Origin of the sequence: Methylobacterium oryzisoli (assembly GCF_046557895.1) — a bacterium.
In the GTDB taxonomy this organism is placed as follows: Bacteria; Pseudomonadota; Alphaproteobacteria; order Rhizobiales; family Beijerinckiaceae; genus Methylobacterium; species Methylobacterium oryzisoli.
In genome coordinates this window covers 1-13,083 of the sequence record NZ_JBKIBX010000050.1, presented here as the reverse complement: position 1 = coordinate 13,083, position 13,083 = coordinate 1, and the positions used below count along the sequence as shown (strand labels likewise).

12 protein-coding genes are annotated in these 13,083 nt (G+C 71.3%); 8 read left to right on the top strand and 4 right to left on the bottom strand.

What is annotated here, in order from left to right:
- Nucleotides 1-22 precede the first annotated feature (22 nt).
- The 7 genes from ACKUB9_RS29580 to fabI all read left to right on the top strand — a co-directional run bounded on the left by ACKUB9_RS29580 (nucleotide 23) and on the right by fabI (nucleotide 7,967).
- Complete coding sequence (locus ACKUB9_RS29580) at nucleotides 23-490, top strand: nucleoside deaminase (protein ID WP_407529527.1); 468 nt, start codon at nucleotides 23-25, stop codon at nucleotides 488-490.
- A gap of 206 nt (nucleotides 491-696) precedes the next feature.
- Nucleotides 697-1,536, top strand: a complete 840-nt coding sequence (locus tag ACKUB9_RS29575) for a transglutaminase-like domain-containing protein (RefSeq protein ID WP_407529526.1) — start codon at nucleotides 697-699, stop codon at nucleotides 1,534-1,536.
- 446 nt (nucleotides 1,537-1,982) lie between these two features.
- Nucleotides 1,983-2,972 (top strand): phosphate acetyltransferase, encoded by a 990-nt coding sequence (locus ACKUB9_RS29570; RefSeq protein ID WP_407529524.1) that lies wholly within the window; start codon nucleotides 1,983-1,985, stop codon nucleotides 2,970-2,972.
- Nucleotides 2,973-2,975: 3 nt separating this feature from the next.
- The gene (locus tag ACKUB9_RS29565; protein WP_407529522.1) at nucleotides 2,976-4,181 is read left to right on the top strand and encodes an acetate/propionate family kinase; all 1,206 of its coding nucleotides are present in this window, start codon (nucleotides 2,976-2,978) and stop codon (nucleotides 4,179-4,181) included.
- A 17-nt stretch (nucleotides 4,182-4,198) separates the two neighbouring features.
- Nucleotides 4,199-4,696 (top strand): hypothetical protein, encoded by a 498-nt coding sequence (locus tag ACKUB9_RS29560; RefSeq protein WP_407529520.1) that lies wholly within the window; start codon nucleotides 4,199-4,201, stop codon nucleotides 4,694-4,696.
- A gap of 67 nt (nucleotides 4,697-4,763) precedes the next feature.
- Nucleotides 4,764-7,070: a DUF3141 domain-containing protein gene (locus tag ACKUB9_RS29555; protein WP_407529519.1), complete on the top strand. Its 2,307-nt coding sequence runs from the start codon at nucleotides 4,764-4,766 to the stop codon at nucleotides 7,068-7,070.
- Between the two features lie 114 nt (nucleotides 7,071-7,184).
- Nucleotides 7,185-7,967 (top strand): enoyl-ACP reductase FabI, encoded by a 783-nt coding sequence (gene fabI, locus ACKUB9_RS29550; RefSeq protein ID WP_407529518.1) that lies wholly within the window; start codon nucleotides 7,185-7,187, stop codon nucleotides 7,965-7,967.
- Between the two features lie 3 nt (nucleotides 7,968-7,970).
- On the opposite strand, the gene ppk2 is transcribed toward fabI, so the two are convergent.
- Entirely contained in the window at nucleotides 7,971-8,807 is an 837-nt protein-coding gene (gene ppk2, locus ACKUB9_RS29545; RefSeq protein ID WP_407529517.1) for a polyphosphate kinase 2, read from the bottom strand.
- A gap of 314 nt (nucleotides 8,808-9,121) precedes the next feature.
- On the opposite strand from ppk2, the gene sufA reads away from it, so the two are divergent.
- The gene (gene sufA / locus ACKUB9_RS29540; protein ID WP_407529516.1) at nucleotides 9,122-9,502 is read left to right on the top strand and encodes a Fe-S cluster assembly scaffold SufA; all 381 of its coding nucleotides are present in this window, start codon (nucleotides 9,122-9,124) and stop codon (nucleotides 9,500-9,502) included.
- A 62-nt stretch (nucleotides 9,503-9,564) separates the two neighbouring features.
- Here the strand turns inward: sufA and ACKUB9_RS29535 are convergent, their stop codons facing one another.
- The 3 genes from ACKUB9_RS29535 to ACKUB9_RS29525 all read right to left on the bottom strand — a co-directional run bounded on the left by ACKUB9_RS29535 (nucleotide 9,565) and on the right by ACKUB9_RS29525 (nucleotide 12,670).
- A complete protein-coding gene (locus tag ACKUB9_RS29535; protein WP_407529515.1) occupies nucleotides 9,565-10,623 on the bottom strand; it encodes a GGDEF domain-containing protein in 1,059 nt (352 codons plus the stop codon).
- 124 nt (nucleotides 10,624-10,747) lie between these two features.
- Nucleotides 10,748-12,226, bottom strand: coding sequence for a DEAD/DEAH box helicase (locus ACKUB9_RS29530; RefSeq protein WP_410824321.1), 1,479 nt, complete (start codon nucleotides 12,224-12,226; stop codon nucleotides 10,748-10,750).
- Between the two features lie 231 nt (nucleotides 12,227-12,457).
- On the bottom strand, nucleotides 12,458-12,670 hold the full coding sequence (locus ACKUB9_RS29525; RefSeq protein ID WP_407529513.1) for a hypothetical protein: 213 nt from the start codon (nucleotides 12,668-12,670) through the stop codon (nucleotides 12,458-12,460).
- Nucleotides 12,671-13,083: the final 413 nt, after the last annotated feature.

Genomic DNA, 13,083 nt, shown 5'->3' with positions numbered 1-13,083 from the left:
TGTGTTTCCGCGAGCGGGGCCGATGGGCGATTCTTGCGAGGCGGGCCGGGCCGATCCCTTGGGCCTGGCCTTCGCGGCGGCGCGGGAGGCGGCGCGGCAGGGCGAGGTGCCGGTGGGCGCCGCGATCGTGCGCGACGGCGCCGTGCTGGCGGTGGCGGCCAACCGGCCCCGCGCCCTGCGGGATCCCACCGCGCACGCGGAGATCCTGGCGATCCGCACCGCCTGCCGCGCGCTCGGCGACGAGCGGCTGGTCGGCTGCGACCTCTACGTGACGCTCGAACCCTGCGCCATGTGCGCGGCGGCGATCAGCTTCGCGCGCATCCGCCGGCTCTACTTCGCGGCCTCCGATCCCAAGGGCGGCGCCGTGGAGCACGGGCCCCGCTTCTTCACGCAGCCCACCTGCCACCACGCCCCGGAGGTCTATGGCGGCCTGCGCGAGAGCGAGGCGGCCGCGCTGCTGCGCGAGTTCTTTCGCGACCGGCGCGACTGAGGCCGGACCGTGCCGCTGACGCAGCACCGCCCGAAGTCATCTTTCCCGTCGCAGGCTGATCCCGGCGCGAAAGGACCTCTCTACCTCATCAATGCTGAAAATTTCACCAGATCGGCGGCGGCTTTTCATGCAGTCGGCAGGAACGAAGCGACGGTCCGGACGCTTGATCCGTCGACTTTGATCCATCCCATGCCCTGCCACGTCCGATGAAGATCAGAACCGGATTCACGATCGCCTTCGACACGCCCGCGCCGACGCCGATGCTGCTCAAGCTGAGCGTTCACCCCTCCCGCACGGCCGACCTGCTGACCCCCGAGCGGATCGTCCTCGACCCGCCGGTCCCGGCGCGTCAGATCCTCGACGAGTTCGGCAACCTCTGCACCCGCATCACCGCGCCGGCCGGCCGCATCACGCTCTCGACGGACCTCCTCGTGCGGGATTCGGGCGAGCTCGACGCATACGTGCCGGAGGCGCGCCAGCACCCGGTCGCCGAGCTGCCGGACGACGTGCTGCCGTTCCTGCTCGGCAGCCGCTACTGCGACACCGACAAGCTGAGTGCCCTGGCGTGGTCGCTGTTCGGCCAGACGCCCGAGGGCTGGGCGCGCGTCGAGGCGATCGTCGGCTTCGTGCACCGCCACATCCGCTTCGACTACATGAAGGCGGACGCGACCCGCAGCGCCTCGGAGGCCTATGCCCAGGGGCACGGCGTCTGCCGCGATTTCGCGCATCTCGCGGTCGCCTTCTGCCGCTGCATGAACATCCCGGCGCGCTACTGCACGGGCTATCTCGGCGACATCGGCGTGCCGCCCGTGCCGGACCCGATGGATTTCTCGGCGTGGTTCGAGGCCTATCTCGGCGGGCGCTGGTACACCTTCGACGCCCGCCACCAACGCCGCCGCATCGGCCGCATCCTGATGGCCCGCGGCCGCGACGCCACCGACGTCGCCCTGACGACGAGCTTCGGCACGGCGGTGCTGGCGCAGTTCGCGGTCCACACCGACGAGGTGCCGGAGGAGACGGTGCCGCGGCTGGTGCGGGCGGCGTGACCTGACGCGGGCCAAGGGCGCGGCCTGTCGTCCTGCGTGCGCTCCCTCCGGCTGTCGTGCGACCGCTTCCACGGCGGCGCGGTTGGATCATATTCTCACACTGCTTGCACCCGTCGCCATGCGCCGGTAGCCCGGCTGATCGCGTCGTCGGCACAGCGCGCAGGGTGACCTGCTGCGTCTCCCGCCCGTCCGGCCGTCCCGCGCGAATGACCCCACGGCAGCACCGACCCGCGAGTCTCAAGGCCGCGCCGCACGCCCCCGACCGGTGTCCCACTCGATCAAGCGGCGGCCCGCATTCTCCGAAAGACTACTCCCCGGATGCCGCCGGCCCGACCCGGCGGCGCGAGGAGCGGGGGAGCGTCACCTCTCCCCGCGCCCGCCCGCCGGCCCGCACCGCCATCGACGGCGCACCGGGACGCGGTCCCGCCTGGTCAGGAGAGGGCATCGTGGCCAGTTCGACGACGGACGCGGCGCCGGCCGGTCGCCACCGGCACGAAAAATACGAGCGCCTGGTCGCGGCGGCGCAGGCGCGGCCTCCGCTCCGAGTGGCGGTCGCCCATCCGTGCGACGAGGCCTCGCTCGGGGCCGCGCTGGAGGCGGCGCAGCTCGGACTGATCGCCCCGATCCTGGTCGGCCCGCGGGAAAAAATCCTGGCGGCGGCCTCCGCCGTCGGGCCGACCAGGGTCGGGTCCGATCTCGGAGCGTTCCGTCTCGTCGAGGCCGCGCACAGCCACGACTCGGCCGCCAGGGCCGTGGCGCTGGTGCAGGCCGGCGAGGCCGAGGCGCTGATGAAGGGCAGCCTCCACACCGATGAGCTGATGGGCGCGGTGGTCCGGCGCGAGGGCGGCCTGCGCACGGCGCGCCGCCTCAGCCACTGCTTCGTGATGGACGTGCCGAGCCACGACCGGCCGCTCATCGTCACGGATGCCGCCATCAACATCGCCCCGAGCCTGGAGGAGAAGCGGGACATCGTCCAGAACGCCATCGACCTCGCGCACGCCCTCGGGGTCGAGACGGTGCGGGTCGCGATCGTCTCGGCGATGGAGACCGTCAACCCGAAGGTCCCCTCGACCCTCGATGCCGCCGCGCTCTGCAAGATGGCGGATCGCGGCCAGATCACCGGGGCGGTGCTCGACGGGCCGCTCGCCCTCGACAACGCCATCGATCTCGGCGCGGCGGCGATCAAGCGGATCAGCTCCCCGGTCGCCGGGCGGGCCAACGTGCTGGTCGTGCCGAACCTGGAGGCCGGCAACATGCTGGCCAAGAGCCTGACCTTCCTGGCCGGCGCGGATGCGGCCGGGATCGTGCTCGGCGCCCGGGTGCCAATCATCCTGACGAGCCGGGCCGATTCGCGCCTGACTCGGCTCGCCTCCTGCGCGGTCGCCGCCCTGTTCGCCGCCGCGCAGCGGGCGGCCAAGCCCCTGCCCGAGGTCTAGCCGATGATCCCGGCCTCGCTCGTGCTGAACGCCGGCTCGTCGAGCCTGAAGATCCAGGTCTTCGTGCCGGGCGATGACGGCGTCCCGCAGCGCCTCTACCAGGGCTTGGTCGAGGGCTTGGGCGGCGCGCCGCACTTCATCATCCGCGACCGCGCCGGCACGGTGCTGGCCGACGAGCGCCTCGCCGCGAGCGGAGCGGACGGGCACGAGGCGGCCCTGCTCCACGTCGCCGAATGGCTGAGCGCGCATCGCGGCGCGCACCGGCTGGCGGCGGTCGGGCACCGGGTCGTGCATGGCGGCATGGCCTACGCCGCCCCGGTGCGGATCGACGACGCCGTGCTGGCGGAGCTGGAGCGCCTCGTCCCGCTCGCTCCGCTGCACCAGCCGCACAACCTGGCGCCGATCCGCGTGGTGCGGCGGCGCTTCCCCGACCTGCCGCAGGTCGCCTGCTTCGACACGGCCTTCCACCGCGGCCAGCCGGAGATCGCGCAGCTCTTCGCGCTGCCGGCCGAGGTGAGCGGACGGGGCGTGCGCCGCTACGGCTTCCACGGCCTGTCCTACGCCTACCTCGCCTCGGTGCTCGGCGCCTCTGCGCCCGCCCTCGCGGAGGGCCGCGTGGTCGCCGCCCATCTCGGCAACGGCGCGAGTCTCTGCGCCCTCGACCGGGGACGCAGCATCGCCACCACGATGGGTTTCTCGGCCCTCGACGGGCTGCCGATGGGCACGCGCTGCGGCAGCCTCGACGCGGGTGCGGTCTTCTTCCTGCTGCGGGAGATGGGGCTCGACCCGGATCAGGCGGAGCGGATGCTCTACACCCGCTCGGGGCTGCTCGGCGTCTCCGGCCTGTCGAACGACATGCGGGTCCTGCGCGCCCACGCGGCGACGCATGCGGGCGCACGGACCGCCATCGACCTCTTCGTCTACCGCATCGGGCGGGAACTCGGTTCGCTCGTCGCCGCGCTCGGGGGCATCGACGGGATCGTGTTCACGGGAGGCATCGGGGAGAACGACGCCGCGACCCGGGCCGCGGTGCTGCGGGGCGCCGCCTGGGCGGGGTTTTGCCTCGACGAGGCCGCGAACGCGGCGGGCGGCCCGCGCCTCACGGACGGGCCCGGCCCCCAGGCCTTCGTGATCCCCACCGACGAGGAGGCGATGATCGCGCGCGGGATGCACGCGGTGCTCGACGAGGTGCGCCAGCCGGCGCTCTGACCCAGACGGAGGCGACGATGGAGACCCAGACGACCAAGGACCCTATCGAGATCGGGAACGACCCCTTCATGTCGGCCGACGACCTCGCCGCCTACTCGGCCCGGATGCGGGCCGCCAAGGCCCTGAAGGACATGGAAGGACAGGACCACGCCGCCAAGGCGCGGGAGGCCCTCGTCAAGCAGCTCTCCGAGCCGATCGAGGTCACGCCCGAGAAGGTGCACGAGATCACCCAGCGGCTCCTCGACAAGCTACGCATCGCCGCGGAGCAGGGCCAGAAGGAACTGCTGGTGATGCGCTTCCCGAACCTGCTGTGCAGCGACAAGGGCCGGGCCATCAACAACGCGGAAGCGGGCTGGGCCGAGACGCTGACCGGCCGGCCGCGGCAGGCCTACGAGTTCTGGCGCGACCGGCTGCACCCCATCGGCTACGGGCTGAAGGCGACGATCGTCGACTGGCCGGACGGCATGCCGGGCGATGTCGGCCTCTTCCTCACCTGGGAGACCACCCGCCACTGAACGCGATCCCGCCGTGCCGCGGCCGAGCGGATCCCGCATGGGCGCCCACCAGCACAGGACGACCGCCATGACCGATCCCCGGACTCCCCAGGCCCCGACGGCCGGCGGGCTGCCGTCCCTGGTCCAGGTCCAGGCCCGCATCGCCGAGGTCTACCGGGATCGCTGCGCCTCCGCCGTTCAGGGCTACCTCGACGCGACGCTGGAGGCCCACCGCGCCTGGACGGAGGCGGTGACGCCCGTCGCCCCCGTGCAGGCGCTCGGGGACGCGGTCACCTACTGGACCGACTTCGCCCAGCGCTCGGTCCTGTTCTGGGACACGCTGCGCCAGCGCGGCAACAACTGGCTGGCGCACGAGGCGGCGGGCAAGCCGCCGCTCCTCGCCTTCGACTGGGAGATGGTCGCCGATGCGCGCCGCTTCGCGCGGCCGGTGAACTACGCGCTGGCGCGCATCGCGCCCCCGCCGGGCGTCGCCACCGACCCCGAGAAACGGCCCTACGTGATCATCGATCCGCGGGCCGGGCACGGGCCGGGCATCGGCGGCTTCAAGCCGGATTCGGAGGTCGGCATGGCGCTGCGCGCCGGCCATCCGGTCTACGTGGTGATCTTCTTCCCCGACCCGGTGCCGGGCCAGACGCTGGCCGACGTGGCCCAGGCCGAGGCCGCCTTCCTGCGCCTCGTGCGCGAGCGCCACCCGACCCGGGGCAAGCCCGTCATCGTCGGGAACTGCCAGGGCGGCTGGGCGGCGATGCTGGTGGGCGCCCTTGACCCCGATTGCGCCGGGCCGATCGTGGTGAACGGCGCGCCGATGTCCTACTGGGCCGGCAACGACGCCGAGAACCCGATGCGCTACGCGGGCGGGATGCTCGGGGGCAGCTGGACCGCGATGCTCGCCAGCGATCTCGGGGGCGGCGTCTTCGACGGCGCCTACCTCGTCGACAACTTCGAGTACCTGAACCCGGCCAACACGTGGTTCGGGAAATCCTACAACCTGTTTGCCAAGATCGACACCGAGCCGCCGCGCTACCTCGACTTCGAGCGCTGGTGGGGCGGCTACTTCCTGATGAACCGCGACGAGATCCGCTGGATCGTCGACAACCTGTTCGTCGGCAACCGCCTCGCCTCGGGCGGCGCGGAATGGGCGGCGGGGCAGGCGTTCGACCTGAAGGCGATCCGCTCGCCGATCATCCTGTTCGCTTCGCTCGGCGACAACATCACGCCGCCGCAGCAGGCCTTCAACTGGGTCGCCGACCTCTACCCCACCACGCAGGACCTCAAGGCGAACGGGCAGGTGATCGTCGGCCTGATGCACGAGAGCATCGGGCATCTCGGCATCTTCGTCTCGGCGGGCGTCGCGCGCCGCGAGCACGCGCAGATCGTCGACCTCCTCGACTACATCGAGCACCTGCCGCCGGGCCTCTACGGCATGAAGGTCGTGGAGGAGCGTGTCGACGGGGCCGTGCGCTACGACGCGGTGCTGCGCGAGGTGCAGGTCGAGGATCTGCAGAAACTGCAGAAATACGCCCGCAAGGACGAGGTGCCGTTCGCGGCCGTCGACCGGGTCTCGAAACTCAACACGGCCGCCTACGAGACCGTCGTGCACCCGCTGCTGGCCTGGATCCCCCCGGAGGCCGGGGCGCTGTCGCGGGCGCTCCATCCGCTGCGCGCGCAGCGCTGGGCGCTCTCCGACCTCAACCCGGCCCTCGCACCCCTCGGCCCTCTGGCCGATCTCGTGAAGGGCCACCGGGTCCGGCGGGACGAGACCGGTGCCTGGGCGGCGACGGAGCGGCTGGGCGCCGCCGGGATCATGGCCGGCCTGGATTTCTACCGGCAGATGCGCGACGCCGCGGTCGAGAACCTGTTCTACACGGTCTACGGCACGATGAGCGTGGTCGCGCCCCGCTTCGAGGAGGCGGCGCCCGCCGCGCTCTCGCCCGCGGAGGCGCCCGCCCTGCGCGTCGCGCTCGCCCGGATCGCCGATGGCGGCTTCACCGACGCGGCCGTGCGGGCCGCGCTGCTGCTGGCACGCCGCGGCCGCAGGGAGCGGCGCCTGTCGCAGTTCAAGCGCATCCGCGCGCTGGTCGGCCGCGACGTCGGCCTGCTCGCCCTGAGCGCCGGGGAGGCGGCCCAGGTGGTGCGGCGGCAATCGGCCATCGTCGAGCACGCGCCCGAGAGCGCGATGGCGGCCCTGCCGGCCCTGCTGCGCACGGCCGAGGAGCGCCGCCGCCTGCTCGACATCCTCGATCGCCTCTCGGGCGAACTCGACCTCGAACCCGAGCAGCGCGCGATGATCCCGCTGTTTCGCGATCTCCTCGGACCGGCGCCCGAAGCGGTGCCGGCGGCCGAGGCCGCACCCGTCCGGCGCAGGGCCGGCTGAGGCGGCCGAGCAGACCCGCCCGAGGCGGGTCCGACCGAATCGTCGAATCCACATCCATCCCGGCGCCGGACCGGACACCGGCTCGGCGAACGATGCCCAGCGGAGGCGAGAGCCATGACGCAGATCCCCGATGGCAACGCGCTCGCCGGCAAGCGCGCGCTCGTGCTTGGCGTCGCCAACGAGCACTCGATCGCCTATGGCTGCGCCCGGGTCTTCCGGCGGCTCGGCGCCGAGATCGCGCTCACCTACCTCAACGAGAAGGCGAGGCCCTACGTCGAGCCGCTGGCGCGCGACCTCGACGCCCCGATCTTCGCGCCCTGCGACGTGCAGAAGGAGGGCGAGCTCGACGCGGTCTTCCGGCAGATCGCCGAGACCTGGGGCCGGCTCGACATCGCGCTCCACTCCATCGCCTTCGCGCCGAAGGCCGACCTGCAGGGCCGGCTCCTCGACAGTTCGGGGGAGGGGTTCGGGGTAGCCATGGACGTGTCCTGCCACTCCTTCATCCGCATGGCGCGGCTCGCCGCACCGCTGATGACCGAGGGCGGCACGCTGCTGACCATGAGCTATCACGGCGCCAGCAAGGTCGTGCCGAACTACAACCTGATGGGTCCGGTGAAGGCGGCGCTGGAGAGCGCGGTGCGCTACCTCGCCTATGAACTCGGCGACCGCGACATCCGCGTCCACGCCGTGTCGCCGGGCCCGCTGAAGACCCGCGCGGCCTCGGGCCTGAAGGATTTCGACCTCCTGCTCAACGAGGCGGTCGAACGCGCGCCGATCGGCGAACTCGTCGACATCGACGATGTCGGGCTCACCGCCGCCTTCCTGACCACGCCCTACGCGGCGCGGCTGACCGGCATGACGCTCTACGTCGACGGCGGCCTCAGCATCATGGCCTGAGCATCAATAGAGCTCCGGGACGAAGCGCCGGCCCCGGAGTTCGTCGTCGTAGGCGTGCTTCTTGCACCGCTTGGGCAGCGTCACCCGTTCGGCCTCCATCTCCTTGTAGGGGATCAGGTGGAGGAGATGCGCGATGCAGTTCAGGCGCGCCCGGCGCTTGTCGTCCGAGCGCACCACGTGCCAGGGCAGGTCGTCGGTATCGGTCGCCGCCAGCATGGCGTCGCGGGCGCGGGAGTAATCGTACCAGCGCCGGTAGGATTCGAGGTCCATCGGGCTGAGCTTCCACTGCCGGAGAGGATCGCTGATGCGGGCCTCGAAGCGGCGCTTCTGCTCCTGGCGGCCGACTTCGAGCCAGAACTTGATCAGCTGGATGCCGCTGCCGGTGATGAACCGCTCGACCTGCGGGCAGAGTTCGAGGAACCGGCGCTGCTCCGCCTCGCCGGCGAAGGCCATCACGGTCTCGACGCCCGCGCGGTTGTACCAGCTGCGGTCGAAGATCACGATCTCGCCGCCCGCCGGGAACTGCGCGAGGTAGCGTTGCATGTAGAGCTGGCTCTTCTCGCGGTCGGAGGGAGCCGGGAGGGCGGCGACCCGGAAGACGCGGGGGCTGACCCGCTCGGTGAGCGCCTTGATGGTGCCGCCCTTGCCGGCCGCGTCGCGCCCCTCGAAGACGATGATGATACGCGCGCCCGTCGCCCGCACCCAGGTCTGGAGGTGGCAGAGCCGGACCTGGAGCTTGCGCAACTCGCGCTCGTAGGTCTTGCGCTTGAGCCGCTTGGCCTCCGGGACGGCCTCGTCCTCCGGCGCCTCGGCCCGCAGGTCGTGCTCGGTGTCGTGCATGACGCCCCTCCGCTCCCCGACCGTCTCGTGACGATTGTCAAAGATGCTGTCGCGACGGGCCGTTCTCCATCGCAAATGTTCAATCGTGGATCGACGTTCTGTCAGGGCCCGGTGCTGAACCCTTGTCGCGCGCCCTGCGACGCGCAAGCCCGCGCCCGGCCGGAATCGCACCCCATGCGGGCGGCGGCACCGAATCGCCCCGGACCGTGTCCCTGCGGCAGTGGACCGGGCTCGGGGGCGTGCTTATCTTGAGGGCCACAGGACCCCAATCCTCAACCGCCCGGGCCTTGAACCCGGCTGTCGGAGAGTTCGTGATGGCAACGAGTTTCAAGGTGATGTCGCTCACCGATGCGGCCGCCGATCGCATCAAGCGCATCATCGCGGAGGCGGAGCAGCCCATCGCCGGCGTGCGCGTCGGCGTGAAGAACGGCGGCTGCGCCGGGATGAGCTACACCATGGAGTACGCCGAGGAGCGCAGGCCGGGCGAAGACGTGGTCGAGGACCGCGGCGTGCGCGTGTTCATCGACCCCAAGGCCGTGCTTTTCCTGCTGGGCACCCAGATGGATTTCCAGACCAGCAAGCTCGCCTCGCAGTTCGTGTTCAACAACCCGAACCAGACATCCGCCTGCGGCTGCGGCGAGTCCGTCGCGATCACGCCGGTCGCGCCGGAGGCCTTGCAGGCTGCGGGCGCCTGAGCCGCCGGGCGGCGGCGTCCGAAGCCTGGTGGGTCGCTGTCAGGCGACCCAGGAGGTCGCGGTCAGGCAACCTCCGTGAGGTTGCCGGCGGCGTCGTCCACCACGCGGTTGCGACCGCCGCGCTTGGCCGCGAACATGCACTGGTCGGCCCGCTCCAGGAGCGAGACCGCGGTGTCGCCGCCGCGGTGGATGGCCACGCCCACCGACACCGTGACCCGGCCGAGCGACTCGCCGCTCGACCGCTTGACGAGTTCGCGGCCCATCACGCCCGCGCGGATCCGCTCGGCCAGCGCCAGCGCCTGCTCGCGGGTCGCGCCGGGCAGGACGATCCCGAACTCTTCCCCGCCGAACCGCGCGATCGTGCAGGCGGTGGCCACCATCTCGCGCATGGTCAGCGCGACGAGGCGCAGCACCTGATCGCCCGTGAGATGGCCGTACTGGTCGTTGAAGCGCTTGAAGTGGTCGATGTCGAGGACGATCAGCCCGGCGGACCCGCGCGTCATCGTCGCTTGGTCGACGGTCTTGCGCAGCACGTCCTCGAAATGCTTGCGGTTCCCGATGCCCGTGAGCGGATCGGTGAGGGACTCGACCCGGACCGCCTCCAGCGTCTCGTGCAGGGACCGGATCTCGTCGCGGCTCTCGCGCATGCGGGCTTCGAGCGTCCGGTTGTTCGCCGTGACGTCGCGGGTCGTGACCACCAGGGAGGACACGATCTCGCGCAGGCGGGCGCGATTCACCGCGGGCGCGGCGATGTCCTGGCTGAAGGCCTGCAGCTCCGCGCCGTAGCGCACCGTTGAGCCGAGCGCGGCGTCGAGCATCTCCATGACGTGCTCGAGCTCCGAGAGCATGCTGGAACTCGCCCGCTCCGTCTCCGCCACGAAGCGCCGGCCCTGGATGTAGGTGTCGTAGAGCCCTTCGACGCGGGCGTCGTCGAGGCCGCCATGCGCGCTGGTGAGCCGCTTCACCGCTTCGTTGAGCAGCGGCTGCTGACCGGACACGTAGGTGTACCAGACCGCGTAGCTGTGCGGGTTGGCGGAGGACCCGTAGGCCCTCATCAGCTCGATCGCCCTCTGGCCGATCACGAAGCTGCGCTCCGTATCCGCCCCGGACAGGTCACTCATCCGGCATCTCCGTCCGTGAGCCGCGCCACGGCGAGGCTCACGGCGACCTGAGTACCGGCTTTCGGTGGAGAAGCGGTTAAGCCTGAACCTGATAGTTCAACAGGTCCTGGCAAAGAGTTTTTCTCTACTCTCGGTCTTTACGCTTCTTGAGAACAACCGGGCGGAGAAGGAATGCCGGCACGTGCGCGCCCAGGCCGACCTCGGCCTCCGGCATCGCGTCGTCCTCGCGGCGGCGGGCGGCGGCGGCGCGGGGTCGTTCGTCGCGCGATCGCGGCGGCGATCGTGGCGGCTCGGCGGCCGGCCGCTCCTCGGCCCGCACCTCGACCCGGGCCTCGCGGTCGCGCGAGCGCTCGCCGCGCCGCGAGGTGCCCTCGCGGCGGCCCGACTCGCTTCGGGCGCGTCCGCCGCGATCGCCGCCGCGTCCGCGCGACGAGCGGCGCTCCCCGCGCTCCTCCGCCTCGTCCTCCGGCAGGCTGGCGAGATCGCCCTCCGCCCACGGGATCGGCTGGCCGATCAGGGTCTCGATCGCCGAGAGCGATTTTTCGTCCCCGCGCGCCACCAGCGTGAAGGCGTTGCCGCTGCGCCCGGCGCGTCCGGTGCGGCCGATGCGGTGGACGTAGTCCTCGGCGTGGTGCGGTACGTCGAAGTTGAAGACGTGGCTCACCGCCGGGATGTCGAGGCCGCGGGCCGCCACGTCGCTTGCGACGAGCAGCGGGACCTCGCCGGAGCGGAATGCGTCGAGCGCCGCCATGCGGGCCCGCTGGTCCATGTCGCCGTGCAGGGCCGCGACGTTGAAGCCGTGGTTCGACAGCGACTTCTGCAACTGAGCCACGTCGCGCTTGCGGTTGCAGAAGATGAGGCCGTTGTTCAGCTCCTCGGCGGTGCGGATCAGCCGGCGCAGGGTCTTGCGCTTCTGATGCCCCTCCGCCCCCGTCGCGACCAGCCGCTGGGTGATGGTGCTGGCGGTGGAGGCGGGGCGCGCCACCTCGATGCGCACCGGGTTGTGCAGGAAGTCGTCGGCGAGGCGCTGGATCTCCGGCGGCATCGTCGCGGAGAAGAACAGGGTCTGGCGCGTGAACGGCACCAGCTTCACGATCCGCTCGATGTCGGGGATGAAGCCCATGTCGAGCATCCGGTCGGCCTCGTCGATGACGAGGAGTTCGACGCCGGTGAGCAGCAGCTTGCCGCGCTCGAAATGGTCGAGCAGGCGGCCGGGCGTGGCGATCAGCACGTCGACGCCGCGGGTGATCTTGGCATCCTGGTCGGCGAACGAGACGCCGCCGATCAGCAGGGCCACGTTCAGCTTGTGGTTGGTGCCGTAGCGCTCGAAATTCTCCACGACCTGCGCGGCGAGTTCGCGCGTCGGTTCGAGGACGAGCGTGCGGGGCATGCGGGCGCGGGCACGGCCCTGCTCCAGGAGGGTCAGCATCGGCAGCGTGAAGGCGGCCGTCTTGCCGGTCCCGGTCTGGGCGACGCCGAGCACGTCGCGGCGGCTCAGCACGTGCGGGATCGCCTGGGCTTGGATGGGGGTCGGCGTGGTGTAGCCGGCCGAGGTGACGGCCTGCAGGACCTTGTCGCTCAGACCCAGTTCAGCGAATGACATTCTGATTGAGAACCGTTGCGCGCGGGCCGGGCCACCGGCGCGAGGGACGTCCGTCGCGGCAACGGCTTCACCGCAAAGACGTTTTGCGGTCCTTTCCGCTCACGCGAGCGGGATGGATGAACCCGCCGTGGCTGTGGCGCGTGAGATCGCGCCGGTGCGAGGGACACGCCCGATGGCGATGCGTTTGTCAAGGGGCCGCTTCGCCGCGTGCCGGGCATCGCTGGGGATCGTTCAGCGGCGCCGGTCGAGGGCGCAGGGATCGAGACGCATCCCGGCGGGCCCGATCGCGCCGGTCGTCTCCGGCTCGACGGCCCCGCGCAGGGCGGCGAGCGGCGAGGACGGGCCCTGCGGCGCGGCTCCGGGGCCGGATCCGGCCAGGAAGTGGGTCGCCGCGACGGAGAGCAGCGCGACGACGATCGCCGTTCGCCACGCCCAGGCGAGCACGGGGCGGCTCTCCGTGGCGCTATCTGGGAGTGACATGACAGACCGGCATCACGTTCATGATGGACCTGATCTTCGATCGACCAGGGTTAATCGACGGTAAGCAACTGAACCAAAATCCACGCGTCTGCCACAGGGTGCGCTTCATTCTTTGTTGATGGGTGGCGGGGTAAAGGCTGCGCTTGTTGCAGGAATGCGACAGACCGGACGTTCGGCCGGGGCTAGAAGCCGCGCCGGCTCTCGCCAACAGGACCAGTCAGAATGAAAAAGATCCTTCTCGCCTCCGTCGCCCTCGCGGGCCTCGCCTCGGCCGCCTCGGCCGCGGACCTTCCGCGCCGCGCGGCCCCGCCGCCGGTGTTCACGCCGGTTCCGGTGTTCACCTGGACGGGGTTCTACGCGGGTTTCAACGCCGGCTA